Source organism: Paenibacillus jepli (assembly GCF_047238105.1).
Taxonomy (GTDB): Bacteria; Bacillota; Bacilli; order Paenibacillales; family Paenibacillaceae; genus Paenibacillus_D.
Genome location: NZ_JBDFMD010000001.1, coordinates 2,924,920 through 2,950,957 on the forward strand (window position 1 = coordinate 2,924,920; position 26,038 = coordinate 2,950,957).

Annotated in this window: 19 protein-coding genes; 8 read left to right on the forward strand and 11 right to left on the reverse strand. The window is 59.2% G+C overall.

Annotated elements, in window-relative coordinates:
- Positions 1–88: 88 nt before the first annotated feature.
- The 3 genes from ABC336_RS13005 to ABC336_RS13015 all read left to right on the forward strand — a co-directional run bounded on the left by ABC336_RS13005 (position 89) and on the right by ABC336_RS13015 (position 2,254).
- A complete protein-coding gene (locus tag ABC336_RS13005; RefSeq protein ID WP_413239040.1) occupies positions 89–793 on the forward strand; it encodes a futalosine hydrolase in 705 nt (234 codons plus the stop codon).
- Positions 790–1,815: a 1,4-dihydroxy-6-naphtoate synthase gene (locus ABC336_RS13010; protein ID WP_413239041.1), complete on the forward strand. Its 1,026-nt coding sequence runs from the start codon at positions 790–792 to the stop codon at positions 1,813–1,815. Before ABC336_RS13005 ends, ABC336_RS13010 begins: the two co-directional genes overlap by 4 nt.
- Before the next feature lie 172 nt (positions 1,816–1,987).
- Positions 1,988–2,254 (forward strand): hypothetical protein, encoded by a 267-nt coding sequence (locus ABC336_RS13015; protein WP_413239042.1) that lies wholly within the window; start codon positions 1,988–1,990, stop codon positions 2,252–2,254.
- Between the two features lie 26 nt (positions 2,255–2,280).
- On the opposite strand, the gene ABC336_RS13020 is transcribed toward ABC336_RS13015, so the two are convergent.
- The gene (locus ABC336_RS13020) at positions 2,281–4,122 is read right to left on the reverse strand and encodes a DUF2339 domain-containing protein (RefSeq protein ID WP_413239043.1); all 1,842 of its coding nucleotides are present in this window, start codon (positions 4,120–4,122) and stop codon (positions 2,281–2,283) included.
- 340 nt (positions 4,123–4,462) lie between these two features.
- Between ABC336_RS13020 and ABC336_RS13025 the strand changes: the two genes are divergently transcribed.
- Both ABC336_RS13025 and ABC336_RS13030 read left to right on the forward strand, forming a co-directional pair.
- Positions 4,463–4,954, forward strand: coding sequence for a hypothetical protein (locus ABC336_RS13025; protein ID WP_413239044.1), 492 nt, complete (start codon positions 4,463–4,465; stop codon positions 4,952–4,954).
- Positions 4,955–5,255: 301 nt separating this feature from the next.
- Complete coding sequence (locus tag ABC336_RS13030) at positions 5,256–6,446, forward strand: IS256 family transposase (protein WP_413237562.1); 1,191 nt, start codon at positions 5,256–5,258, stop codon at positions 6,444–6,446.
- Between the two features lie 600 nt (positions 6,447–7,046).
- Here ABC336_RS13030 and ABC336_RS13035 read toward each other — a convergent pair.
- From ABC336_RS13035 to ABC336_RS13065, 7 genes are all read right to left on the reverse strand, one after another.
- Positions 7,047–7,604, reverse strand: coding sequence for a hypothetical protein (locus ABC336_RS13035; protein ID WP_413239045.1), 558 nt, complete (start codon positions 7,602–7,604; stop codon positions 7,047–7,049).
- A gap of 10 nt (positions 7,605–7,614) precedes the next feature.
- Positions 7,615–9,642, reverse strand: coding sequence for a sensor histidine kinase (locus ABC336_RS13040; RefSeq protein ID WP_413239046.1), 2,028 nt, complete (start codon positions 9,640–9,642; stop codon positions 7,615–7,617).
- Entirely contained in the window at positions 9,639–10,310 is a 672-nt protein-coding gene (locus ABC336_RS13045; RefSeq protein ID WP_413239047.1) for a response regulator transcription factor, read from the reverse strand. The genes ABC336_RS13040 and ABC336_RS13045 overlap by 4 nt, the downstream gene beginning before the upstream one ends.
- 133 nt (positions 10,311–10,443) lie before the next feature.
- Positions 10,444–16,608: a VWA domain-containing protein gene (locus tag ABC336_RS13050; RefSeq protein WP_413239048.1), complete on the reverse strand. Its 6,165-nt coding sequence runs from the start codon at positions 16,606–16,608 to the stop codon at positions 10,444–10,446.
- A 12-nt stretch (positions 16,609–16,620) separates the two neighbouring features.
- Positions 16,621–16,980 (reverse strand): zinc ribbon domain-containing protein, encoded by a 360-nt coding sequence (locus ABC336_RS13055; protein ID WP_413239049.1) that lies wholly within the window; start codon positions 16,978–16,980, stop codon positions 16,621–16,623.
- 201 nt (positions 16,981–17,181) lie between these two features.
- Positions 17,182–17,469, reverse strand: coding sequence for a hypothetical protein (locus ABC336_RS13060; RefSeq protein WP_413239050.1), 288 nt, complete (start codon positions 17,467–17,469; stop codon positions 17,182–17,184).
- 107 nt (positions 17,470–17,576) lie between these two features.
- Entirely contained in the window at positions 17,577–18,341 is a 765-nt protein-coding gene (locus ABC336_RS13065) for a glycerophosphodiester phosphodiesterase family protein (protein ID WP_413239051.1), read from the reverse strand.
- Positions 18,342–18,620: 279 nt separating this feature from the next.
- Here ABC336_RS13065 and ABC336_RS13070 point away from each other — a divergent pair, with 279 nt between their 5' ends.
- Positions 18,621–20,744, forward strand: a complete 2,124-nt coding sequence (locus ABC336_RS13070) for an alpha-amylase family protein (protein ID WP_413239052.1) — start codon at positions 18,621–18,623, stop codon at positions 20,742–20,744.
- Positions 20,745–20,781: 37 nt separating this feature from the next.
- Here ABC336_RS13070 and ABC336_RS13075 read toward each other — a convergent pair whose 3' ends face one another.
- Together ABC336_RS13075 and ABC336_RS13080 are read right to left on the reverse strand one after the other, a co-directional pair.
- Entirely contained in the window at positions 20,782–21,597 is an 816-nt protein-coding gene (locus tag ABC336_RS13075) for an AraC family transcriptional regulator (RefSeq protein WP_413239053.1), read from the reverse strand.
- Between the two features lie 60 nt (positions 21,598–21,657).
- Complete coding sequence (locus tag ABC336_RS13080) at positions 21,658–22,638, reverse strand: iron-siderophore ABC transporter substrate-binding protein (protein ID WP_413239054.1); 981 nt, start codon at positions 22,636–22,638, stop codon at positions 21,658–21,660.
- Between the two features lie 308 nt (positions 22,639–22,946).
- On the opposite strand from ABC336_RS13080, the gene ABC336_RS13085 reads away from it, so the two are divergent.
- Positions 22,947–23,099 carry a DUF1540 domain-containing protein gene (locus ABC336_RS13085; protein ID WP_020618486.1) on the forward strand — a complete coding sequence of 51 codons (153 nt, stop codon included), beginning with the start codon at positions 22,947–22,949 and terminating at the stop codon, positions 23,097–23,099.
- 202 nt (positions 23,100–23,301) lie between these two features.
- On the opposite strand, the gene ABC336_RS13090 is transcribed toward ABC336_RS13085, so the two are convergent.
- Positions 23,302–23,814, reverse strand: a complete 513-nt coding sequence (locus ABC336_RS13090; RefSeq protein ID WP_413239055.1) for a YwhD family protein — start codon at positions 23,812–23,814, stop codon at positions 23,302–23,304.
- A gap of 208 nt (positions 23,815–24,022) precedes the next feature.
- On the opposite strand from ABC336_RS13090, the gene ABC336_RS13095 reads away from it, so the two are divergent.
- Positions 24,023–26,035, forward strand: a complete 2,013-nt coding sequence (locus ABC336_RS13095) for a M1 family metallopeptidase (RefSeq protein ID WP_413239056.1) — start codon at positions 24,023–24,025, stop codon at positions 26,033–26,035.
- Positions 26,036–26,038: the final 3 nt, after the last annotated feature.

The window sequence follows — 26,038 nt, forward strand, 5'->3', positions numbered from 1 at the left end:
CGGCTTTTACTCAGAGGGTCGACTCCTGTTACAATAGAGGCAAAGCGTTATCCGCAGCAGTGTGATAACGACGAGGAGAGCTGACCCAATGAATGAACCTACGCAATCCCAAGCCCAATCTGTGCGACCAGCGGATGAGCCGCTGCACATCCTGATCGTCACGGCGGTCGCCGCCGAGCGGGACGCCGTCCTTCGCGGGCTCGACAGCCGTACCGGCAGCGCCGTATTCGACGTCCGCTCCATCGGCGTGGGGCCCGCCGCCGCAGCTGCCGGCACAGCGATGGCGCTGGCCGAGCGCAGCTACGGACTGGTGATCAGCGCCGGGATCGCTGGCGGCTTCACCGCCCATGCCGAGCTGGGCGAACTGGCGCTGGCCGACCGCATCATCGCCGCCGATCTTGGCGCGGAGACGCCGGACGGCTTCGAGAGTGTGGACGAGCTCGGCTTTGGCACGTCCGTCGTCGAGTGTGACCCGGCATGGGTAGACCGTTGCAGGCAAGCATTGGACAGGGCGGGACTGACCGTACGCACGGGTCCAGTGCTTACGGTATCGACAGTGACAGGCACCGCAGACACTGCGGCGCTGCTCGCCCGCCGCATCCCCGGCGCTGTCGCGGAAGCGATGGAAGGATACGGCGCTGCGGTGGCGGCACAGGCCCGCAGCCTCCCCGTCCTGGAGCTGCGCGCCATCTCCAACCGGATCGGTCCGCGCGACCGGCTCGCCTGGCGCATCAAGGAAGCGCTGGATGCGCTGGCTGACGCCAGCGCCGTGCTGCGGGAGGTGATCGCATGAGGATCGCCTACTCCCCCTGTCCCAATGACACCTTCGTCTTCCATGCCTGGGCGCACGGTCTCATCCCGGATGCACCGCCGCTGGAAGTGACCTACGCCGACATCGATATTACGAACAAGCTGGCAGCTAATCGCAGCGGTCCCGAGGTGATGAAGATCTCTTACGCTGCGCTTCCCTGGGTGCTGGAGGACTATACCCTGCTGCCCTGCGGCGGCGCGCTTGGACGCGGCTGCGGTCCGCTCGTCCTGACGCGGGGGACCGGGAACAGACCACCGACAGCGGATGCTGCCGGGGAAGCCGTAACAGAAGCCGCGTTAGAGACGTTGGAGGACGCTACAGCGCTGGCCGCCCTGCCGGTACCATCTGGCGGCGAGCGTCTGACCAATCCCGCGGCGGCAGGCAGCCTGAGCACAGACGGCCCGCCCGACGTCTCGCTGACCCCTGCGATGGGCAGCGCGGATCCCGCGCAGCTCTCGGGCAAGCGGGTCGCCGTGCCGAGCGAGCGCTCGACGGCGTATCTGCTGTTCCGCCTTTGGGCGGCTGCGCATGTGCCCGGCGGCGTCGGCGAGATCATCGTCCTGCCGTTTCATGAGATCATGCCTGCCGTGCGCGACGGCCGGATCGACGCCGGGCTCGTCATCCACGAAGCCCGTTTCACTTATCCCGACTACGGCCTGCAGCTGATGACCGACCTCGGCAGCTGGTGGGAGAGCGATACCGGACTGCCGATCCCGCTGGGCGCGATCATCGCCCGCCGCGGTCAGGATGCCAGCCGGATCGCCGATTGGATCCGGGCTTCGGTCCGCTGCGCCTGGGCGGACCCGGAGGCATCCTCGAATTACGTCATGGCGCATGCGCAGGAGATGTCGCAGGATGTCGCGAAGGCACATATCGACCTCTATGTGAACCGCTACACCGAAGAGCTCGGCGAGGACGGCTACGCGGCGGTCACAGCTTTGCTCGGCAGGGCGATGGCGGAAGAGCTCGTGCCCGCATTTGATCTGGCGCTGCTGCGGCAGTAGAGGCACACGCGCACTGCACAAGAGCCAAGGCCCCGCATTGCACGCCGCTGCGGGGCCTTTGTCGTACGCAAGAGGCGAATCGCGACCCGAAGCCGAGTCCGATGTACGCGAATCGGCGCACTCCCCCGGGAACATCCACTAACGGCTAGTCAGAACAAACGGAGGTGATGCAATGCGTCTTGAGGAATGGCAGCTGGGAACCTTGCTCCAAGAGTTGTCCGAAGAGGACCGGGAACAGATGAAACAAGCGTTCGAAGAGCACTTCCATCAGAAGATGGACTGGTCCCCTGAGGGACTGGCGGTTCTGAAGCTGGAGGTGCTGATCCCGCTCCGGGATGCCGCGCGCGGGATGGTGCTCACACGCAAACACGCCTCCCGCATGGCGGATGCCGTGCGGGAGGCGCAAGAGCCGGAAGCTGCAGCCGGAGAATCCGAATAAACCGATGTCTCCGGTCCCGTGCTGGTTTATTCCTTCCGTCTGTACAACAGCCGGGATGCAGCGATCCCTGCTGCACCCAGGAAGATGAACAGCACTGCCCGGATCGCGGGGGAGACATCCGGCAGATCGACAAAGATAATCTTGATCAGCGTCAGGAACAGAAAGGCCACGCCGGCGAGTCTGACCTTGGCCTTCTCGAGGAAGATCCCCGTCACCACCACAGCGATCGCATAGATGATCCAGATGCCCGAGACGATTAATCGCTGAGCCTCGCCCGTCAGGTCGACCGTGAGCAACTGCGTCACCCGGGTGATGAAGTAGAGCAGCAGCAGCGCTTCCGCCCACATGAGCAGCTGGACCGAAGGCGATGGCTGCTGCCCCTCTTCCAATGCTGCTGTCCGATACTTGTAAAGTAAAGGCAGCGTAGCCAGCAGAAGCATCCAACCGAGCGTCACTCCCGACATCAGCGTCGTGATCGGCGTGATGATCGTCGTGAAGGCGCCCCAGCCATAGATCACCAGTCCCGTGTACAACTGCAGCTTATTCCGCAGATGCAGCCCGAGGATGACCGCCGCCGCGCCTTGCAGCACAATCGTGCCCGCCAAAAATTCGAACTGAACGGTTTGGAATAGCCACAACGTTACACCGACCGATGCGATGACGCCAAAGACAGCGTAGGGCTGCCGCCGCTTGTACAGCATATAAGCCGTTGCCCCATGCAATATGGTCGCTGCGCCGAGCAGCCCGCTGTACAGTCCCGGGGAATGAGTTCCATACATGGCGTACAGCCAGGCTGCCAGCACCATGAATCCGGTAAACAGGACAGCCTGTCGGTGGGCAGGCGGCATCTCCTCCTTGGCCGGACGGTAAAGGAACATCAGGGCATACAGCGCCAGATGCTGCAGCACGACCGCCAGCAGGAAGACGAGACGCTGGTCTTCATAATCATAGGACGCATACAGCACAAGGGGCAGGTGGAGCAACCCGAATGCCGCTCCATAGGCGAAGCGGAAGCCGAACTTGGCTGAGATCGTCAGCATCGCCACAGAAAACAACGCCTCATACCCGATATACAGCCATGGATCGGGCGAATCTCTGGTCAACAGAACCGGCAGCAGATACCCTGCGACCATCGCGATCATGATCAGCGATTCAGAGCGGTGCCTCAGCGCCGCGAACACGCCGAGCGCAACTGTGCCCGCGTAGTAGACTGCAGCCAGCAAAGCCGGGATCAACTCATATAACGTGTACGCTGCGAATCCCGCCAGGATCAGGATGGCCACGGCGCCGCCGACCAGCACCTGGCCGAGGGCGTCCCGGCCGCCCCTGATCTGCCGCTCGCCTAGCCCGTACATCAACCCAGCCGCGAGTACGCCCAGCAGACACCGCACCGGCTCGTTGATGTAGCCTGCCGTCACGGCTGCCGTGAAGCCCCAGACGACCCCGAGCAGCAGCACGACAACAAATACCCGCGGCAGCCAAACCCGAGCTACCTGCTCCCAGTCTGTCGCCGGCGCGGGTTCGCGCGTTGCAGGCCGCTGCCCATAGCCAGGTTGCAGCGGCCGGGCGGGCTCGGGCCCTCCGTGCGGCGGCACAGAGCCCGGCTCCCCATACGGTGACGGATAAGCTCCGCCAGAAGGTCCTGGACCTGCTTGCGGCGGCATAGAGCCCGGCTCCCCATACGATGGCGGATAGGCTCCTTCTAAGGGTGCCGCACCTGCTGCTTGGGGCGGCACAAGCAGACTTCCGCGAGCGCTCCCCTGCTCGCTCTGCCGCCTGGCAATATCCGGGCCGCGCAGTGTCGTCAATTCCTCCTCCAGCCGCGCAACCTTGGCTTCCAGCGCGCGTACCCGATCTTCTATGTTCATGCTCTTCCTCCTCTGTGACCTGTGTCGGCTTCCAATTGTGGATTTATCTTAAGCTACAAACCAATATTATGCAATCACTCACTCCAATCCTTCCCAACCGTTGTACGCCGCAGCCTCTTTAGTCGACACGCATAACATTACTAAGTATTACTCGATGTCACACTTGCAGCATGGTAAACTGCCAACATGGCTCACTACACCCGTACCGGGCCGCGCCCGGTGCAGCCACAACCAAGTGACACTCATGACAACATTAATGACAGCCTGTAACTACTTGCGCCAAGCGGATTCTTCTACAATGAAGGTAATCCACTTCAAGCAAGGAAAGGGTGTTGTATAAATGAATACAAAAAGTATGGTTACTGCAGCTATCCTGGCCCTGGCGTTGGTCGCAGCCGGCTGCTCGGGAGACTCCGACGACGCATCGGCCCCTCCGGCTCCCGCGCCCGCCAAAGAACAAGGCTCGATCACGTTCGAATCGCCCACCGGCGGCAAAATGACGACATCCAGTGAAAACAAACGCTCGGAGATGCTTCATGAGGACATCCCCCTCCCGGAGCAAGCCATCATCGCAGGCAGCATGGAACAGCCGGACCAGGGGGCGGTGACGATCTCGTTTGACGTCCAACAGCCGCTCGAAGAAGTCATCGAGCTTTATAAGGACGCGATTGCCGCAGGCGGCTTTACAGAGACGATGCCAACGACGCAGGAGGAGGATCATTTTTGGTTTTCGGGCACCAGGGATCAAGAGCAACTGGTCGTCATCCTGAACCGCAACTTTGATCAGGAAGGCTGGGTTTACGGCTCGATCGCTTACACCAACAAGGGCTGAGCTTGGGTAGGCGGCTGGGCTCTCAGCATCCCGGCCGCTTCCCCCATCACTCATTCCTTTAACACGCTCGATCCTCGTTTCATGGCGACCGCCAGTACTGGAACAGCACAAGCAAGTGCGCGGGGAGAACCCACGCCGGCCAGTACTGCCGGCACGGACACAATAGATCCTATTTCGATCAAAACCCTAACGGGAGGGTGAAGTACAATAGTTTGTGTACCATGATTTGGAGTCTATCCAAAACATAAAAAAGTAGGGTATCCTCGGGATTGCTAAGATCACCAAGGAGGAACCCTACTCGATGAATACTATACCCGAAACCATGTACAGCAATCTACTTGAAAATTCTGTTACCCAGCTGCTGCAAGAGAAGCTGGAACTTCTCTTGCGAGAAGAAATTAAAAACCACCTGAGCGTCGAACAACCGCATGTACGCAATAGCCGGAACGGACACTACAAACGAAGCTTCCAGACCCAGCACGGAACAATTCGAGCCTTACGGGTTCCACGCGATCGAAAGGGTACGTTCCATACTCGTTTGTTTGAGCCGTACCAGCGGCGTGAGGGGTGGTTGGAGGAAACCATCATTCACATGTACAAAGGCGGCATGAGCACGCGGGAGGTCGCCAAGTTCATTGAGTCTATGTTCGGTACCCACTACTCGCCCACCACGATCAGCAACATCACGCAGACGGTCATGGAAGACATTGAGGCATGGCAGAATCGCCCTCTGGAGAAGCGGTACTCCGTCATCTATCTCGATGGACTTTACGTCAAACTCAAACGCAACTCGGTCAGCAGTGAAGCCGTGTACTTGGCCATGGGGATCGACGAGAGAGGCATTCGTGAAATTCTTGGTTTCTACGTCGGCGGTCACGAAAGCTCAAACGGCTGGCGTGAGGTCCTGAAAGACCTTCAGAAGCGTGGTGCGACCGAAGTGCTGCTCGGTGTGTTTGACGGCTTACCCGGCCTGGAGGAAGCCTTTCAGGAAATCTATCCGATGGCTGACGTCCAGCACTGTATCGTCCACAAAGTGCGGGCGACGTTCCCCAAAATCCGTGTCGCAGACAAAACCGAATTTCTCGCTGACCTCAAGCAAGTGTACTCGGCCATTGATGGCGATGTGGCACGCGCGGTCTTTGAAGGATTCAAGGAGAAGTGGCGCAAGCAATACCCAAAAGAGGTGAAGTCTTGGGAGGAACAGCTGTCAACACTTCTGACCTTTTACAAGTATCCCGCGCTCACCTGGCCTGCCATCTACACGACCAACCCGATTGAGCGAATGAACAAAGAACTCCGCAAACGCCTTAAGCCAATGAATAGCTTGACCAACATTGAAGCAGCCGAAAAGATTATTTACTTGCAGGCGACGGATTACAATGAAAAATGGTGCGGTAGAGCCATACGAGGCTTCGTTGATTCCGACACGAAAGCCGCGTTTGATACCATGTACCGTGAGCGGTATGCCAGAGGATCGAGCGACAAGCACTAGCCTCCCGCGCCTTCGCTTGGGCTACACTCGCCACCAGAACGACAACCTATATACCACCCATCGTCCCGATGGATAATCTTACTACACAAACTTCTTGACGCTACCAACGGGAGCTGGTCCTACGGACACACGATCCGTTATGTGCTGGTTTTGTGCTCGTGAAACGCCTTTTTTAGATCGATAACGTATCCTCTGTCCGTAAATCGAGCTAAAAATACGTTCCTGCACGAAATAAAAGCTACTGTGTCCTTTCGTGGGCCGAACACCACGATCAAGAATTGCGTTTTTCTTCAGACTCTTCGAATTTGAGGTCCTCATGAGCGGGGTTTTCAGGAGCTTCGTCCAGGCCGTAGAGGTCTTTCAATGTGCGATCGGTTGCCATTTCATGTGCACTCTCGTCCGATGATCTTACCTATCCTATTTATCCCATTTTTTCAGTTTGAAACAGCGCTCCTGTGCAGAAAACGTACATCCCGGTTCAATTTGCACATAAAAGCATCCCAAAAGCGCCTGGCGGTCTCCCGCCGCGCCCCCAGCCCCCGCCCACTCCGTCGAAATGACGGTAGCAGACGGGGGCTGGCTGATGCGCGGATGACAGGCTTATTTTAGCTCAAAGACCAGCTCTCCATTGGCGTCATAGGCTTCAAAACCGTAATTGCCCTGCTCCTCCAACTGCTCATCTGGCGCTTTTAAGTAATACCATAAGCGGTAGTCATACCGTGTATCCACGATACGCGCCTCATAGGCTTGTCCTTCTTGAACCATCACCATGCGTGCGATCGCCTCATCCCAGACAAGACCGTAAGCGAGGTGATGCTTCGCAACTGCACGCTGCTGCTGATCCCGTTCACGGAAAAAATGAAACGACCAAGTGAAGGGAAAACTATGATCTTTTGACATCGTGGCCCGGTTCTGGAGCGTCCATGCTCCATCGTGGAGCTTCAGGTAGTCCACATTGACAAACGCTTCATCATCATACACAGCAAGCGCCTCTTCGATGTCCGGCAACGGGATCTCCTGGATGACATGGTTAACCGAAGCCTCCGACTCCTCCAGCTTCTCTTCAATGGTCATCGTTCCTTTGGGAGGCTCTATGTCGAGCTCGCATCCCAGACAAAAAAGCATCAGTAAAAGCATCACAAATGCCAGTCTATTCATGTACAACCTCCTATACCAAGGGCAGGTCGATCGACAGCTGGCAGCCCTCAGGCGCGCCATCCGAGCCTCGGGCGGAGCCGATCGACACCTCCCCGCCCAGCAGCTCCACCCGCTCCATCATCGAGCTGAGGCCGAAGCCGGGGACAGCTTCGCCGAACGGCTTGCCGTCGCTGACGAGCCGGAACTGCAGCATACCGTCTTCGACTTGCAGAGCAAAGCGGGCCTCCGAGCAGCGTCCGTGGCGTATGGCATTCGTCAGCCCTTCCTGCAGCGCGTGATAGAGCGTCTGCTCGGTCAGCCTGCCCAGCTCCAGATCGTCCGGCAACGAGATGTCAGCATCTACCCGGATCTCCATTGTATCCTCCGTATACTGCAGCAGCTCCCGCAGCGACGCTTCCAGCGACAGCGGCTGCACCTCGTCCGACTTCATCAGCCGGACGGTCCGGCGGATGTCGTCCAGCCCTTTGCGCACCAACCCGCTCAGCAGATCCAGCTTCTCCAGCGGCATCGCTTCGTCCCGCTCCGCCAGCCGCTTCGTCGCTTCCAGCTGTACGATTGCCGCCGTCAACGTGTGGCCCACCCCATCATGCATCTCATAAGCGATCCGGTTCCGCTCCTCGAGCACTGACATCTCGGCCAGCGTCTCCGCTTTCTCCCGCAGCGTCACAGCCAGGGTCCGGTTCGCCTTCTCCAGCTCCGCAGTCCGTGTCTCGACCAGCCCCTCCAAGTTGCGGTGGAATAGAGCCAGCTCCTGATGCTTGGCCAGCAGCTCCGCCGCGCTGCGCTCGGCCTCCAGGTGGATCCGACGCATCCTGTTGATCATGAACATGACCATGCAAATCATAAACAGCAGCAGGGCGTTGGGGAGCAGCCCCTCGAATACACGATACAGGTAAGGCCGGGTGTTCAGCAGCTGGGTGAGCAGTCCCGGGAACATCGAAGCTCCCAGACTGACCAATGCGCATAGTGTAAAAGTCCAATAGCCCCTCATTAGCCAGACCTGCTCCGCCCGCTGGTCATGCGGCTGCCTGGCCGCGCGCCAGGAACGATTAAACAAATAGGTGACCGCCGCGAACCTTGCCAGTGCGTAAGTGATGACTGCGAATCCAGCAAAAGCAATCATCGCATGGGCATCCGGCGCTACGGCTCTGAACAGCTGAGGCAGCCAAATTGCAATACTGAGCACCAGCATCAAATATAGTGCGCTCGCCAGATGGAAGGTCCGACGAAGCCTTCGGTTGGCTGGATACAGTGCGGCGGCATAGAAGCTGGTGCACGCCCAGATCGCTATCGGCGTCAGCAGCTCCTGCCAGTAATACAGCTCCAGCATCGGCACGAACCACTGCAGCGAGCGGCATGACAGTAGAAATGCCCCTCCGATGGCGGCGGCAAACAGTGCAAACCAGCCATATAACGTCTCCCGGCGTCTGAGCGCGAGCACCAAGCTTACAAGACCGGTCGTCATGCTGAGCAAGCCGTATATGAGATAAGAGAGCTCAGCGTGCAGCAGCGCATACAGCATCTGATCCAGCTCTCCGGCCAGCACCAGATCATGGCCGTATAGCGTCTCGCCGTCCCACTCCGCCCGGATCAGCAGCTGCTGTCCCTGGGCTTCTCCGGTCACCGGTACCGGATGCATCGACTTCAGCGGGTTGATATACTTCAGCCTACCGTCAACATTGAACTGGTACAGCGGCTCGCCAGCCAGCCAGACCTCGAAGCGGCTCATCTGCGAGAACACCAGATACGGGCTGCGCCACGGGAGCTCCGGCAAGCTGCGCTGCAGCCATACGACGCCCGCATAATCGTCCAGCGCCGCCCGGGCCCCGGCATCCAGCGGCTGCCACTCTCCTGCCGCCGGCTGCTGCGGCCCCCAGCCCACCTCCCAATCCCGTGCCAGGGCTGCAAAGGACTCCCGCTCCCTGTCCATCCGGCTGTCCTGGTCAATCAACAGCGAGGGAAGGAAGGTGCAGAAGACAATCACGCATAGCAGCAGCCACGCAGCGAGCGACCAGCGTTCCCGGATCCAGGCCTTCAATACGCATCCTCCAGAAGCAAGTCTTTGAGCATGGCTATCGCCGTCTGCCGATCGCTGGTGCCCAGCTTGTTGTAGATGACGCTGATGTAGTTGCGGACCGTCCCTTCGCCCATGAAGAGCAGCGAGGCGATCTGCCGATTGCTGTAGCCCTCGACCATCAGGACGATAATCTTGCGCTCGCGCTCCGTGAACACATAGCCGCCCGACTTCAGCTTCGCCTCATCGAGCGAGTCCGCCCGTTCTTCCGAGAGCACGGACAGCTTCGCCGCGAGCTTGGAGGCAATCGCCGCCGGCAGCATCACCACTCCGTTCATCGCCTCGCGGATCGTCTGCACGATGACCCGGGAGGGCATGTCTTTGAGCAGAAAGCCGTCCGCCCCGCCCGCCATCGCATCGACGATGAATCGGTCCTCGGCGAACGTCGTGAGCATCAGCACCACTGTGCCGGGCAGCTCCCGCTTGATCCGCTTCATCGCCTCGATGCCGTCCAGCACGGGCATTTTGATATCCATCAGTACGACATCGGGCTTGTGTTCCTTGGCCGCCTGCAGCGCCTCTGCCCCATTGGCGCAGATGCCTGCGATCCGCAACCCGTCCTCCAGCTGGAGGATGGTCTGCAGCCCTTCCCGTAGCAACCGCTGATCGTCCACGATGAGGATCGAAATCATGTTCCCGTCCCCTTCTATCTTCAGATATCCCATCATTTAACATTGCGTTGATAAGAGTGTAGCAGATGCCGCCATCATCGTACAGAGCCGTTCGAAGGCGCCGCCTGGCTGACGACGGCGCCTCCGCGATCGATTATGGTGTCGAGGCCGCCCCGCCTCGCGGACCCGGCGGCCCCTGCTTCTTTTTCTGCGGCGGCTCTGCCTGCTTGAAGTAATAAGCCGCCCCGGCATTGAAGCCCTGGGCAAAACCGATAATATCAGCGCCCCAGTCCCTTTTTTTGCCCATCTGTGTCTCTTCGATCATTTTGGCCAGATAGTCGAACTCCTTATTGACCAGTTTGAGCTTCAGCGGACCGATGCTGTACTCCAGCTTCGGCAGATCTTTGTTGCTCATCATCCCGCCCAGCACTTCACCGAGCCCATACGTGTACATTTTGGCCGCATTGATAATCTGCTCGTAATCATCCAGCTCCAGCGCGTACGCGCCGACGCTCCAGACCGCGCTGCTGACGCCGATGAATGCGCCCGCCATGAAAGCCAGATAGTCGTCGCCGACCGGCGAGACTTTCTCCATCTGCATCAGATACTCCGCAAACCCGCCATGCTCGCCTGTATCCAGCACCGAGATCGTCTCGTACGTCACCGGATCGATCTCCAGCCAGGCCCAGCGTGATTCGCCGCCGATCAAGGATGGCTGGTCCGGCACCAGGAATGCCTTCATCGATGTGCGTGCACGCTCGATCAGCGTCTCGGGGAGCGCCATCTGTTCCATATGGACGAGATCGGACTGGCGGTTGCTGTAGAGGCTCAGGAACAACTTCGTATCGTCGGGACTTTCCATCCAGATATCCATAAAATCCGTTTTGTTGCCCGGCAGCGCCGCTCCTTCGAGACGGGAGGCGAACAATCCGCTGGCGATATGAAACGCCGCTCTCGCATCTTCGCTGCCCGCATGCAGCCTGCCGCCGGTCTGCTGCAGGTCGATGCTTGTGTGCAGCTCGGCGCCCTTGTCCGGTCTGCGGACCGTGACGACGATGACCCGCTCCTTGTCCGTCCGCCCCGATACGACCTCCAGGCTCTCGGCCAGCTCGCGCTCATAGGCCGTCTGATTGGTCACGAACCGGTACAGGATATGGCGCGTATACCACCGCAGGGCAGAGGCGTCATCCGGCTTGCCCGCCTGGCTGTAATCGCGGTCTGCGGCTCGCTGGAGCGTAGCAGCCGCAGTCTCGGGGAGATCCGGCAGATTGACCGCAATTGTATGAAACACACCGTCGATCGACTCGCCCGGCTTCAGCTTCGTCTCGTGCACCCGCATCTCTCCGGGCAGCTGCACCTCGATCCGAACGCCGACGATCGTGTTCGTGCTGGTATCCACGGCCTGCTTGCCGATCAACTGCAGCGTCTCGTTCTCCATCACTGCAGTATAGAGCTTGCCCGAAGCCCCCGCCCGGATATCGAGCGGCTCGTTGCCGAGCTGATCCAGGCGCAGCGAGGCGTCCAGCACGAGTACCTCCTCTACGGCAGACTCAGGCACATCGCCTCCCCCGCCGCCGCCCAGCACGTCGCCGATACTGCCGGTGATGCCGCCAGTAGCGCCGCCCATCCCCCGTTCGCCTTGCGGCTGCACCAGATAAGTTACGCGGATCGACCGCTCGACAGTCGTCAGAGCCTGCACGTCCTGTGAGCCCGGGTAATACAGCAGACCGCCCAGCTCGGATAGATCCTTCATGAACGGGACGACGAAGATACGCGGCTCGCCCGTCTCGTCCTCATAGGCCCAGGCCGGGAGATATTCGGCCTTGATCTCCTCAACCCCGCTCAGCTCGAGCAGTGCTTCTCTGCCTTCTGCAGTCAGCTTCACCTGACGCAGCGCCGGTACCGTCCCAAGCTTGGATAGCAGCCCGCCCGTCAACCGGGCCAAATCGCCTTCGGTGCCCCAGCCCTGAGTCAGGACCGCCTCGGGAGAGTGGCGGTACGCATAGTACGGATCGGATGAAGGGAGCCACCTCACCTCCTCCAAGAGCGACTGCATCTGCTCCATCGTCTTCACCTCAGCCAGCTGGCGCAGCCCATGCAAGACCGGCAGCGGCGCCGGCACCTGACCCGGCCGTTCGCGGCCTTCATCCAGCCCGGCGAGTTGGAGAGCCTCCCGCTCGGCATCGGCCGAGATCCGCGCCCGGTGCTGGCGGATCGCCTCGGTCAGCGCAGTCGACAAGGCGATATCGAACGCCTGATCCTGCGGGAGGGTGACGTGCTTGACCAACAGCCCGGGCTCCGGATAATCGTCCTGCCCGAGTGGCAGCCGGAGCTCGCCGAACAGCTCGGAACGGAGCGTCCAGCTGCGATCTCCCGCTCCGGCCGGCAGCGCGAAGACGAGCAGACCGCGCCGCGAGGTGCCATCGAAGACGGCCCAGTCCGGACCGATCCCGAGCACCAGCTCATCGGTGATTCCGTCGGGACGCAGCCCATCCGCCGCTTCCCCGCCTTCCGGCACCAGCAGGAAGGTCTCGCGAAACCCGGAGACGCCTTCGCCGTCAGCGAGATCGGTAAGCGTCACATCCGCCACGATATAGTCCCCCCGGCTCGACTCGATGTCCTGGATCCGGGAGAAGGCGTGGACCCGCAGCTTGACCCCATTGCCCTGGTAGACTGTCTCGCCTGCGGCGGACTGCACGGCTGCAGGCGCCTGCCCGCTGACCGGCAGGACGGCCGCGCCGCCGAACAGATCGACATACAGCTCCGACGGCGTCTGCCGCAGCGCCGCAGGGATCTGGAACGCAAGCCTCGTCTTGTTCGTCGAGCCCGGCGCCAGCGTGACCTGCCGCAGCAGCCCGTGCGGGAGCAGCGCTGTACCAGTATGGACCGGTATGAGGAACGGGCCTTTGCCGGTCGTCATCCGCAGATAGAAGCGCTCCTGCGGATCAAGCTTCAGCTGCGCCTGCACCGCGGACGCCAGCTCCCCCTCCAGCACCTTGAACAGACTCGTCTCCGGCTTGAGCTGGACCGGTCCGAGGCTGTCCTGGTCGCTCGCAGCTGTCAGCTTCAGCCGGAACGTATCAGACAGCTTGCCTTCCGCCGTCGTCGGCAGCGCCGCCAGCTCGACCTCGGGCCGCTCCGCACGACCGGTCAGAGGCAAGGTCAGATGACCGTTATTGGTGTCGTAGAAATGCAGCGCCGCCTGCTCCATCCGCTCATCCGGCACCAGGAAGACCAGCATCCCGCGCAGCGCTTCACCCGATCCCAGCGTCACGCCGCTCTCGCCCGGTGGCGCCAGCGGCGTCTCGGCCAGCCAGGTCGCGGTGGAGGCGGGGTAGCTGCCTGCACCATTAGTCTGCAGGAAGAAGTGGGAGGCAAAGTCAGGGATGACATATGCCGCTCCCTTGGCCTGCGTGCTCCTCAGCTCCATGTCGACCGCTGCGAAGATGCGGCCTGCAGGCGCATCCACCCCGCCCAGCCGTTTCAGGAACAGCAGCTCCCGTGCCGACCATGCCATCACCTTGTTCTCCGCTTTGGCATCCAGGGGCATCCGCTTGAGGATCTTCACCTCCTGGCCGGGCAGATCGCTGCCATACAGCAGCGAGGCCGCGCCGGATTCGTACTGGGCGATCTTGCCGACCGACTCGTAGCTGATCGTCTGCAGCAAAGCCTTGTTGTCTTCGCTTGTCTGCATGGGAAGATCAGCCAGAGTGCTTGCGGCGTAAGCGCGCGTCTCCCCGTTGACAGCCGGGCTGGTAACCGCCAGCGACAAAGCCACCTTCTCGGCAGGACGCTCCTGTACCTTGGCGAGCACCTCTTCGAATGCCTCTGCGAGCACCGCCGGATCCTCCGAGATAACATACGAGCCGCCGGATTTCTCTGCCGCCCACCGGAACGCTTCTTCGTCGTCCTCTGTCCCCATACCTACCCAGAGAACCTGTATGCCTTCTTCCTTGATCGCCGACAGCAGCTGCTCGAAGACGGCCTTCTGCTCCGGCTCGACGTCCAGCGCGGCATCGGTCAGATAGACGACGACCCGCTTGTCGGAAGGGATCTTGCTCAGCGACCGGTAGGTCCGGTACGTCGAATTGAAGATATCCGTACCGCCCCCCGCTCGCAGCAGACCGAGCGATTGCAGCAGCTCCGGCTTGCGGCTCGTGAACATCTGCTCGAACGAGATCTCGGAGGAAAAACTTACCAGCTGCATCAGACTGTTGTCCGGCGCCTGGCTGATGAAGTCGTGGAACAGCGCCTGCATCTTATCGATCCGGTAAGCGCCGTTGCCGCTCTCAGGCTCGACATCCATCGAGCCGCTGACGTCCAGCGTCAGCGAGACGACCGGGACATCGGAGGGCGCCTGCTTCTTCGGCCGCTGGTAGGTCGCTTCGTACCGGTTGCCCAGTCGGTCGCGGATCGCCGAGAACACATGGTCCAGCGCAGCCGTGTCGTCTGCCGCATAATAGGTGCCGTCGGACAAGGCCGCCAGCTCCAACAGCGTCGAAGCATCGTGCCCGGGTCCGAACCCGATCGTGTAGAGCGGGATGCCGGAAGCTTGCACGGCCTGCACCACTTCATCCTTGCTCGCCTTGCTGCCGGTCCCTTTCTTCTCGACGTCGCTGTCTACGCCGTCACTGAAGACGACCACCGTCGGACGCTCCTTCTCCTGCAAGAGATCCACCGCACGGATGATGGCATCGTACAGCGTCGTATTGCCTTTGGCCTTGACCTGAGACAGACCGGCGAGCACCTCCTGCTTGGTCGTCCCCTCCAGTACCTGCACCTGCGAGTCGAAATCGATGACCCGGATATGCGTATCATCCGGCAGTCCCTGGATGAAAGCACGGGCGGCACCCAGCACCTGCGTCATCGACTTCGCCATCGAGCCGGAGGAATCCAGCGCCAGCACGACACTCGGCGGCGTCTGCAGCCGCTCCAGCTTGACGAGCTTGCCAGGCTGCCCGCCTTCCAGGATCTCCACATCTTTAGCGGCGGGAACGAACTGCCGGTTCTGGCTATCTAACAGCATGAAGCGGACAGTCGCCGTGTCTCCCTGCTCGCTGACGGATTCGATCTTGAGCTCACTGTCCGCGCCGCTGGCGTCGCCCCGCTCCGCCGTGCGGTAGCTGCCCGCGATGAGCGGCTTCATATCCAGCTCCGTCATCTCGCCCGCACTGACAGGAATCAAGCGTGAGCGCAGCGGCGCGCTGCCGCCCGGATGGCCGTCCTGCTCCACTACGATATTCCAGTAGCCTGGCGGGAGCCAGAACAGCGTATCGCCCTCCGGCGTCCGGTCGCCCGTCAGACTGAGCTCCGGATGCTGCAGCGCCACTCCGGGGGACGCCTCGACTTTGATGCTGCCGAGCTGCTCCCCCTTTACCTTCAGCGCACCAAGCCTCTCACCATCCCGGACCGGCTGCAGCTCTCCCGTCTCTTCCAGCGTGATGCCAATCTCGCCCGGCTCGCTTGCTGCGCTCCAGGTCATCCTCCACAGCAGCGGAACCGAGGTCTCCTGCGGCAGGTCGCCCAGCACGTAATCCCGCGTCTTTATCGCATCCAATGTCCGGCTGTAGCTGAGATCCCGGCGGAATTGGCCTTGGACATAACTGCCTTTGCCCGTCAGTTGGAGCTGCCCCTCACCCAGCGATACCTTCAGGCTCTGATACCGCCGGTTCTCATTGTTCGTAACGAAATACAGCTCGGATGTCTCGTAGTCCCCGGTCAGAGCGGTCACGGTCTGGCCGGCCTGCAATCGCAGCTCCTTGAACACCGTGAGACGGTATCCCGAGCCGCCCTCTGCAGCGATCGCCCACCAGTCTGCACCTTCTGTGTCGCGGGCATGGACGAGCCATTGCTGCTCCTGAACTCCGCGATAGAACGACGCATCCAGCTCTACGGCGTATGCGATCAGATCGTCGATCGGATCGTTCTCCTGATCCTTCCATTCGACCTCCAGCTCCCACTTCTCCCCCGCCGTCAACCGGCTCATCTCCCGGTTGTCCGGGTCGATATAGCGCAGCTCCTGCTGTTGATTGGTCAGGTAGGTCACCGATTGATAGCCGCTCTGGCTGCCGAACGGATTGATGTAAGGGATGGCGGTATCCCAGGGCCCGATCGGATAGGAAGGCCTGGCTGGCCGGTCCTTGACCGGCTCGTAGGCTCCTGTGCGCCCGGACAGTACGGACACTTGCTGTTCCCTCGGATCAGCCGTCTTGCCTTCCCCGAGGTAGAGGAAGAGGCCAGCCCCTGCCAGCACCAGTACGACTGCAGCTGCGGCGAGGACCAGCTTTGTTTTGGCGTGCTTTATTAACCAGCTTTTCATCGCTTCCGCCTCTTATTCCGCATCCGCGAAGGTATGTCCGCAAGAGGGACAGAACTTCACTCCGAGCGCTACCGACTGGCCGCAGACGCAGTCTTTCTCGCCCGTCAGCCCTTTGATCTGCTTGTGGATCGTCTGGATCTCCTCTTCCAGCTTCAGGATCGCTTCGACCTCAGGCTGGTAATTCTCTCCGGCCTCCTCCGCTTCCCGCAGAGCTGCTGTCAGGAAGACGATCCGGCCGATCGTCTGATAGCGCTGCTCGATTTCTTTTTGCTTGGCGCTCTGCTGCATCTTCAGCTTATTCACCTCTACGGCCGTCTTCGCCTTGCTGCCCGCTTCCGATAGTCCCGATTTCACCTTATCCAAAAAGCTCATGCCCATTCCTCCCGGATTCAATATGCTCCTTACGTTGCTTCTATTGTATAGGGGGCCTATATTGATCCGACAGTTACAACCTGTCATTGTTTTTGTCACTCCTGGGGCATGGCCCCAAATAAAATGGAGCGGCGCCGGGGGTCGTCCCCAGCACCGCTCCTTGCGAACCTGCGGTCCGCTCCGTGTTATAGAAGCTGCCCTTCACTTGCCCGCCAGCTTCTGGAATGCCTCGATGAAGTCGCACGGGTCCACCTGTACGGTAAACGAGACGATCCCCTGATTGGTGTGCAGATACAGCATACCATCCTGTCCGCACATACGCCTGTATGAAATATCATACAGATGGGCGATCGGAATCTCCTTGTGCGCGGTCCTCAGAGAGGAGGCGCACAGTTGCATCTCATGCTCATACACGACCGTATCAATCGACAGCTTGTCAACCTCGCGCTCTACCTTGTAATAAGGCAGTGTAGCGATGACTGGTTCCATACGTCCACCTCCTCCGCAAACGATCTGGCGATTATTCGTTTCCGACTCTGGCCTCACCCTCCTTACACTTTATACCAAATCCTAAGCGACATTCAACCTTACCTGCCTTATCCCGCCTGCAGCCGCTCACGGAGCCGAAGCGCAGGCAACGGATCATTGCACGTCAGGAGCGTCGCGCCGCAAGCGATCGCATGGCGCACCTGCTCTTCATCGTCCGGGCAGTAACACCAGGGCAGGATCCCCCGCGCCCGGAACTCCGCCACTCTCTCCGGTGTCAGCAGCTTCATGCTGATGCCTGCCGCCCACATCGCAGCGTAGGTCCCGTCCTCTCCTGCGGCAAAATGATGCATCACCTCTCCGGGAAAGCCCTGGGTCCGCACCCCATGATGCCGATACAGATGCGCCAGCACCACAGCATCAAAGCTCGTAAACACACAGTTCTCCCGCATACCACAAGCCTCGAGCGCGGCAACAGCGAGATCCGCCGCCTCGAGCGCATCCGGCGCAGGCTTGATCTCCACATTGAGAAGCATGTTCGGATACCCCTCGATGAAGGCGCACAGCTCCGAGAAGAGCGGAATCTTCAGGCCGGCGAAGCGGGCTCCGAACCAGCCCCCCGCATCCAGCTCCTGCAGCTCCGCAGCTTCCCATTCACTCACCAGCCCGGATCCGTTGGTCGTCCGATCGACCGTCTCATCGTGAATGACCATCAGCTGTTTATCTTTGGAGAGCCGCAGATCCAGCTCCAGCATATCGACACCGAGCGCTGCCGCTTCGGCAAAAGCAAGCAGCGTGTTCTCGGGATACTTTGATTTGTAGCCCCGATGGGCGGCGACTACGACCCCCTCCGTCTGCGTCAACCGTTCGATCATACTCCACCATCTTTCTGCGCGGATAAGCGCAATACTTGATATATGGTCATCCAGCTATCACTAATCGATGTACTCCACACCGGTGACCCATGTAGTTTTTATTGTATAATTGTTCGAATTATTTTCCTATTTGCTAGAAAAATCAACATTATATCTTAATATTTGCGCATTTGTGTTCAGTAATCAGGTTGGGAAAAGGTGGAGACCGCAAGAGAAAGCGTGTACACTGGGAGATAGCGCGGCCTTACTGCAAATAGAGAAAGGAATGATCTTCGCACGATGAGTACTCATAAAGCTTGGTATACACGGACACATCGCTGGGGACAGACCAATCTGACGGAGTGGGATGCCGGACATGTCGATCTCGACTGGTGGAAGGCATACTGGCGCGCCACGCGCATCCAGGGCGTCATTATCAATGCGGGCGGGATCGTCGCTTATTATCCCAGCTCCATCCCGCTGCAATATCGCGCGGAGGGGCTGGGATCGCATGATCTCTTCGGCGAGCTGGCCGCCGAAGCGCGGCGCGAGGGCCTCACGGTGCTGGCCAGGATGGATGCGAACCGGGCGACCGGCGAGTTCTACGAGGCCCATCCCGACTGGTTCGTCGTCGACGCCGCAGGTGAGCCCGTTCTCTCCAACGGCCGTTACTTCTCCTGCGTGAACAGCGACTACTATAAGCAATATATCCCGAGCGTTCTGGAGGAGATCATCACACGCTATCAGCCCGACGGTTTCGCAGACAACAGCTGGACCGGCGTGCCGCGGAGCGTCATCTGTTACTGTGCCAACTGCCGGGCCCGATTCAAGCGGGATAGCGGATATGCATTGCCGGCCAAGGCCGACTTCGGCGACCCGGCCTACCGGGCTTGGATCCGCTGGAGCTACGTCTGCCGTACCGATAATTGGGACTTGTTCAACCAGGTGACCCGCCATACGGGCGGAGCGGATTGCCTGTGGATCGGTATGATTCACGGCACACCGGTCAACACCTACTCATGTGGCAGTCTGAAAGCCGTCACCGAGCGCTCCAAGATCGTCCTGTGCGACCAGCAATCCCGCGAGGCGGAGCAAGGGTTCGAGCAGAACGGGGTGAGCGGCTCGCTGATCCATCAGTTAGCCGGCTGGGATACTGTCGTGGCAGAGAGCATGGCCAACTATGCCAAGGGCAAGCATATGTTCCGCAAGGCCAGCAATCCGTCTGCAGAATCGCAGCTGTGGATGATCGAGGGCATATCCGGCGGCATCTCGCCCTGGTACCACCATATCGGTGCCACCCATGAGGATAAGCGGCAGTTCGCCAATTCGCCTCCGGTGATGCAGTGGCATGAAGCCAATGAAGCGTATCTGTACAACCGGGAGCCGGCAGCCAGCATAGGACTGGTCTGGAGCGAAGATAATACGGATTTCTATGGACGACAGGATGCCAAGGAGCGGGTAGCGCTGCCCTGGCGCGGTTTCGTCCGGGCCATGATCCGTGCCAGGATTCCGTTCGTTCCGGTACATGCCGATCATATCGAGCGCGATGCGGGATCGCTGCAGGTGCTGATCTTGCCCGATCTGGCGGCCATGAGCGACAGCCAATGCGAGGCGGTGCGGCGATTCGCCATGCAAGGGGGCAGCCTGGTGTTCACAGGAGCAACGGCTACGCGAGATGAGTGGGGAGAGATCAGGGAAGTATCCCCATTGGAGGCATGGACGGGGATCCGATATGAGCATAACCTCGATGGGGCGCTGGAGTCTAAAGACTTCAACCTTGAGGTGCATGAGGCGCATAATTATCTTCGCATTGCGGAGCCCGAACACCCGGTGATGCGCAAGTTCGAGGACACGGCCATCCTGCCGTTCGGCGGCAAGCTGCATCGGGTGACGTCCAGCGGATCGATGCAGCCGATCGCCACATATATCCCAAGCTTTCCTATGTATCCGCCGGAATTCAGCTGGATGCGGACGTCTCACACGGCTACCCCCGCTCTCCTTGCCGGCCAACACGCCGGGGGCGGCCGGATCGTCTATCTCGCTGCTGACGCAGATCGCTGCTATGGCCGTACGCACCTGCCCGATCTGGGCGATCTCCTGGCTGGCAGCGTCTCCTGGGCAGCGGCGGACAGCATCCCGCTGCAGGTGAGCGGACCGGGATATCTCGATTGCAAGATCTACCGCCAGCCAGGCAGGCGAATCGTCCATATCGTCAATCTCAGCGGTGCCAACCAGACCCCCGGGCCGCTAGAGGAATATCTGCCCGTCGGTCCGATCCGCGTCTCTGTCCGTATGGACGATTGCCAGGCAAAGACGGCTCAACTGCGCGTAGCAGGTACTACGCACGAGGTGGTGCTCCGCGGTGGCTGGGCCCACCTCGAGCTGCCCGAGATCGTCCATCACGAGCTGATCGTGCTGGAGTAGACGAGCGAGCGTCCGCTGTGCTCAGGCGCTTGACGGGTCAGTCTCCCTGCGGCCGGAAGCTGCTGGGAGGCTGGCTTGTATGTTTTTTGAAAAGTCTACTAAAGTAGTACATGTCAGTGTAACCGACGCTTTTGGCAATCTCCTTGACGGAGGAGCCGCTGAACGACAACAATTCCTTTGCTCTGCGGATCCGAATGCCGATCAGATAATCGATCGGACTGATGCCGGCGATTTTACGGAATTGGGCTGAGAAGAATCCCCGGCTGACTCCGTAACGGGCCGACAGGTCCGACAGCGTGAGCGGTTCCGCATAGTGGGATTGAATGTAGGCGATTGCATCCTGGACAAAATTCTCGTATCCCGAAGGCTGCTTACTCCGCTCACAGCATGTGAGGGTCTCATGAATGAGTTGATAGAGCAAAAAGCGTCTCCGCAGCTCAGCCAGCGCACCAGGCGTGTCTTGGTGGCTGCGAAGCTCCAGGAGCAGCCCGGTGATTACCGGCTCGGGACCGGGTTGCAGACGATAATGCCGCTGTGTCCATACGGAGGACTCCCCTCCGAGCAGCGCATAATGGATCAGGCAATATTGCAGCTTGTTCTGACCGGCGTTACTGAACGCCATACGCGTATCTCCTCCGCCGTGCAGCACCTCGCCAGGACGGAGCAGGTAACCGGCGTCACCGAATGTGAATCTCCCCACCCCTTGCAAGATATAAAGAAAGCCAGGAGCAGGCGTAAGAAAATCGTCCCGAGCGAATCCTTCCTCCAGATCCACCCAGTACAATTCGGTCATACGCACATCGCTACTGGCAAAAAATCCGGCTATGTTGGCCAGGTCTGTATGTTCAATCATCTTCCGAGCAACCCCTCAGACACCATTCACTATCACATCAGTTATACCATGTTCGAAGCGCTATTCCAAGGCTTCCAGGATGGCATCGATGCCATAGACAGTACCGATCGGACCAGGGGAAAACGCCGAGCTGTCGATAACATGGAGCTGTCCGGCCTCTACAGCCTGCAGTTGATTCCATACAGCACTTTCCTTCAACGTCTCGAGTAGCGGTTCCAGTTGCTCATCGGCGCGGTTATGCACGAAGAGATGATCCGGGTCGATGGCACTCAGACCCTCTAGGGACATCGCGGCTGCGGCGCCGTCAAACCCGTCAGGCAGCTTTAGACCCAGCCCATCATAATAAGGGGCCATACGATCGGCTCCCCAGACATAGAAATCCTTCTCCTGTACATCAATGAAGAGTACGCTTTGATCGCTGTATTGCTCAACTTGCAAGCGCGCCTGCTCCGCTTTCTCTTCAAAAGCGACGATGAGTTCGTCCGCTTCCTGCTCTTTGCCGATTGCCTTGCCCACTTCCCGCAGGCCGAACTGCCAGTCGTCGTTGGTCTTGGCCGTATCGACGTAGAACACGGGTGCAATCCTCGTTAAACGGTCATAGATCAGCTCGTTGCCGGAGGGGTCCCCCTCCGCGCCGCCAGCCAAGATGAGATCGGGCGCCAGCTCCACTAACTGCTCCAGATTGATTTCATTATAGCTTCCGATGTCGATAATCTCAGTCCCTGCATAGTAGGGCTTCAGCGCTACCAGCTTGGAGACCATTTCATCGAAATAATTGGCTGCTACAGGCGGGCTCTCCAGCGCCAACAAATGCTCTGTCAGCGCAAAATACGTGACCGCAATTCGCTGCGGTTTGTTCGGCACACCCTGTTCTCCCTTTTCATCTTGAACGGTTCGCAGACCGTTGTCACCAGCTACCCGGTTCCCTTCAGCATCCTTCTTATTCGTCGAAGTATGATTGCTACCGCAGCCCGCCAGAAGCACGCATACGCTTGTCACCGTGACCGCAAGCAGTCTCATCCATGTTCTGTTCATATTCATCCTGTAATCCCCTTTAGTTGATACTGATTATCACTATCAATATACAGTATAAGAAATCTATGCGTCCCGAACAATGGAGTATCTGCATTGGAGGGATGGATTTTATGCATCGGATCTTGGGGTTCCGGTGTGCCGGAGGACACCACAGCCATGATTGCCAACCCCATGATTGTCTGCTACAATGAGGGGGTAATACAATAAAAGCACAAATAACCCTTTCCACAAAGGAAACGGCTAGCTGGCGATGGTACAAGTTGGCGCTTGTACCGGTCTATGCGATTGTGCACAGGCAGAGGAGGTGAATCCACATGGCTAAAGATGTAATCTGTGAAGTCAGCTCCTGCCGCAACTGGGCAGGCAACAATCGTTGCAGCGCTGAGTCGATCTTTATCGTCAACAATAAAGAGTCCAACGCGCATCGTTCCGCAGAAACCGACTGCAAAACGTTTGATCCGAAATAAGCTGATAAGATTGAAGGGATTTCGACGGTCCCTTCTTTCTTTTTGTATTTTACCAATAATGATAACCATTATCAAGTTTTTTTTGAAACTTCTTTTCTGCTCATCTAAAGGGGGCATCCCCCAATGATCGGTTGATCATTGGGGGATGCTCTTTTTTTGTACCGGACGGCAAGTGATTGGGGATGCTACCAGACCATCTGGATCAGTTCCTCACATCCAGCGCTTCATGCAGCGCTTCCGGGGAGTTGTTCCACCATTCTTCATTGTGCTGGGTCAGCAGATTCTTCAAGAGGCCCTTCTCCTTGTCGCCGAGTTCGCCAAGGATATACCGGCGCTTCAGCGCATAATCCAGCTTGTTGACGTGATCCGCGAGTATCTTCCAGCCGCGCCGCGCCTCCTCGTCGATCAACATCTCGCATGCAGTCGCTCCTCCATAGAAAGCGCCCTCCTCGGCACGGTCCACCGCTACCCAGACGATCCAGCACTGCCGTCCGTTTGGGACATCCTCCTTGTTCACGCTGAACTTGATCCGCTTCTCGATCTTGCTCTTGGCGTGCATCGCGCCCGCATCCATGTACGCCTCGTCGCCGTCGATGATGACGCAAGCGACCGAATTCAGATCGATAGAGCCCGCGCCGAACCCTCTGTGCTTCTCTCCAGCGATGACGTTAAACGCCAGCTTCTTTTTTTTCTCCGGACCATTACTCTGCTCCATATGTCCATCCACTCCCGCTTGTCTATAGTTGGTTGTCCTATCGCAGCGTGCCCGCCCGCCCGGACGGCGCATCCGTCATTACTCAGATCAGGCACCGGCATGGCCATCTGGCCTCCGGTGCGAATTTAAATTCTATTTTAGCTAATAATCCGCGAAAAGCCAACATATACATGCCTTAGAATGCTTGTCAACGGGAGGTATTGGAGCCATGATCCCACGTCATGCCAAGAAAATCGTTTTTGTTGTCCTGTTGGCCTCCTTGCTCGTATGGTCCCTGCAGCACGGTTTTGGAGAGGCTTGGCAGTCGCAGTACACGTACGCTTATGCTCCATCATCCAAGGCGGAGCAGAGCACCGCTGAGCCCGGCCAAAGCCCGTCTGTGGAAGCGGCCGAACCGGAGATCATCCAGATCCCGCCTACACGCGTGCTCAGTCAACGGATCACCGAATATCACATGGATGTGAGATTGGACGAGCAGGCGCGTCAGCTGCGGGGCAAGCAGACTGTGACCTGGACCAATCCCGGCAAGCAGCCGGTAGCCGAGATGTACTGGCATCTCTACCCCAACGCTTTTGCGTCGCCGGAGTCGACCTTCATGCAGGAGTCCGGAGGCAAGCTGCGGGAGGACAAGGCTACCGATTCCAGCATCGGTTCCATGGAGCTATTGAGTCTGAAGACCGAGAAAGGCGAGAGCCTGCTGCCCCGCCTGCATTATGTACAACCCGACGATGGCAATACGCATGACCGTACTTTGGCCAAGCTGAAGCTCCCGGACCCGGTGCTGCCAGGCCAAAGCGTGACGTTGTCCACCGAATTCGTCGTGCAACTGCCGGCCGTCTTCGCCAGAATGGGATACGCCGGCGATTTCGTCATGGCCGGTCAGTGGTTCCCTAAGCTGGCCAAATATGAAACCTCCGGTACCCGGGGAAGGGATGCCGAAGGCTGGAATCCCCACCAGTACCATGGCAACTCGGAGTTTTACAGCGATTTTGGCATCTATAACGTACGCATCCAGGTCCCAGCCGATTATAAAGTCGCCGCTACCGGCTTCCCTGCCAAATCCCCTGTCACTGAGGGCCGAAGCAAGATCTATCAGTTCTACGCCGACGATGTCCATGACTTCGCCTGGGCGGCCTCACCGGACTTCATCTATGCCGAGGAGCCTTACTCGACCAGCGGCGTGCCCGGCGTGCGGATCAAGCTGTATCTCGACCCGCTGCATGCCAAGCTGCAGGACCGCTACATGCATGCCGCCAAATCCGCGCTGGCCAAATATGCCCAGTGGTACGGCGAGTACCCCTACTCTACGCTCTCGATCGTAGTCCCGCCTGCAGGCGGCGGGGGCGCCGGCGGTATGGAGTATCCGACGCTCGTCACCGCGTTTGCTGCCGAGACGGACAATCCCGGTTATGAGCTGGAGCGGGTCGTCGTCCATGAGATCGGCCATCAATACTGGTATGGGATGGTTGCTTCCAGCGAGTTCGAAGAGGCCTGGCTGGACGAAGGATTCACCTCCTATGCGGAGGACAAGGTGATGGAGAGCGAGTATGGCGTACTGCCCAATCTGCTCGTCGAATCCAGCTACATGACCCACCCCGCGCCGCTCAAGCAGCTGTCCTGGTCGTATCGCGATCATGATCACTATGCCGAAAATGTGTACATGCGGGCCAAGCTGGTATTGGTCGACATGGAGCAGCGGGTCGGTGCGCAGACGATGCGCAAAATTTTGCGGACTTACTTCCAAAGGTACCGCTTCAAGCACCCTTCCACCGGCGATTTCCAGCGCGTTGTCGAGCAAGTCACCAGGCAGAGCTGGAAGTCCTATTTTGACCAATACATCTATGGCAAGCAAATGGCCGATTTTGCGGTTGAATCGATCACTGTACGCGCCGTTAAGGAGGATAAACAGAAGGTGTATGAATCGGTCGTGCTCATCCGCAAGCGGGGCGGCGACTATGATAAAGTGCCGATCCTGCTCCAATTCCGGGACGGAAAAACGGTCGAGAAGATATGGGACGCGCAGGAGACGCATATACAATATAAAATCACCCATAGCGCTCCGCTGGAATGGGCCGCCGTTGATCCCGGCTATACGATCGTTCTCGACAACAACCGGATCAACAATTATATGAAAGCCGAGCTGCCGGGTCGCAGCGGCACCCGTTGGAATCTCGGCATCGTCAAATTCATCGAGGGGCTGTTCGGCTCCTTGGGCTGGTGAGGA

What these genes read in the sequence shown, in the direction of transcription:
- ABC336_RS13005 (WP_413239040.1), top strand. Translation starts at nt 89, where the DNA reads ATGAATGAACCTACGCAATCCCAAGCCCAATCTGTGCGACCAGCGGAT.
- ABC336_RS13010 (WP_413239041.1), top strand. Translation starts at nt 790, where the DNA reads ATGAGGATCGCCTACTCCCCCTGTCCCAATGACACCTTCGTCTTCCAT.
- ABC336_RS13015 (WP_413239042.1), top strand. Translation starts at nt 1,988, where the DNA reads ATGCGTCTTGAGGAATGGCAGCTGGGAACCTTGCTCCAAGAGTTGTCC.
- ABC336_RS13020 (WP_413239043.1), bottom strand. Translation starts at nt 4,122, where the DNA reads ATGAACATAGAAGATCGGGTACGCGCGCTGGAAGCCAAGGTTGCGCGG.
- ABC336_RS13025 (WP_413239044.1), top strand. Translation starts at nt 4,463, where the DNA reads ATGAATACAAAAAGTATGGTTACTGCAGCTATCCTGGCCCTGGCGTTG.
- ABC336_RS13030 (WP_413237562.1), top strand. Translation starts at nt 5,256, where the DNA reads ATGAATACTATACCCGAAACCATGTACAGCAATCTACTTGAAAATTCT.
- ABC336_RS13035 (WP_413239045.1), bottom strand. Translation starts at nt 7,604, where the DNA reads ATGAATAGACTGGCATTTGTGATGCTTTTACTGATGCTTTTTTGTCTG.
- ABC336_RS13045 (WP_413239047.1), bottom strand. Translation starts at nt 10,310, where the DNA reads ATGATTTCGATCCTCATCGTGGACGATCAGCGGTTGCTACGGGAAGGG.
- ABC336_RS13050 (WP_413239048.1), bottom strand. Translation starts at nt 16,608, where the DNA reads ATGAAAAGCTGGTTAATAAAGCACGCCAAAACAAAGCTGGTCCTCGCC.
- ABC336_RS13055 (WP_413239049.1), bottom strand. Translation starts at nt 16,980, where the DNA reads ATGAGCTTTTTGGATAAGGTGAAATCGGGACTATCGGAAGCGGGCAGC.
- ABC336_RS13060 (WP_413239050.1), bottom strand. Translation starts at nt 17,469, where the DNA reads ATGGAACCAGTCATCGCTACACTGCCTTATTACAAGGTAGAGCGCGAG.
- ABC336_RS13065 (WP_413239051.1), bottom strand. Translation starts at nt 18,341, where the DNA reads ATGATCGAACGGTTGACGCAGACGGAGGGGGTCGTAGTCGCCGCCCAT.
- ABC336_RS13070 (WP_413239052.1), top strand. Translation starts at nt 18,621, where the DNA reads ATGAGTACTCATAAAGCTTGGTATACACGGACACATCGCTGGGGACAG.
- ABC336_RS13075 (WP_413239053.1), bottom strand. Translation starts at nt 21,597, where the DNA reads ATGATTGAACATACAGACCTGGCCAACATAGCCGGATTTTTTGCCAGT.
- ABC336_RS13080 (WP_413239054.1), bottom strand. Translation starts at nt 22,638, where the DNA reads ATGAATATGAACAGAACATGGATGAGACTGCTTGCGGTCACGGTGACA.
- ABC336_RS13085 (WP_020618486.1), top strand. Translation starts at nt 22,947, where the DNA reads ATGGCTAAAGATGTAATCTGTGAAGTCAGCTCCTGCCGCAACTGGGCA.
- ABC336_RS13090 (WP_413239055.1), bottom strand. Translation starts at nt 23,814, where the DNA reads ATGGAGCAGAGTAATGGTCCGGAGAAAAAAAAGAAGCTGGCGTTTAAC.
- ABC336_RS13095 (WP_413239056.1), top strand. Translation starts at nt 24,023, where the DNA reads ATGATCCCACGTCATGCCAAGAAAATCGTTTTTGTTGTCCTGTTGGCC.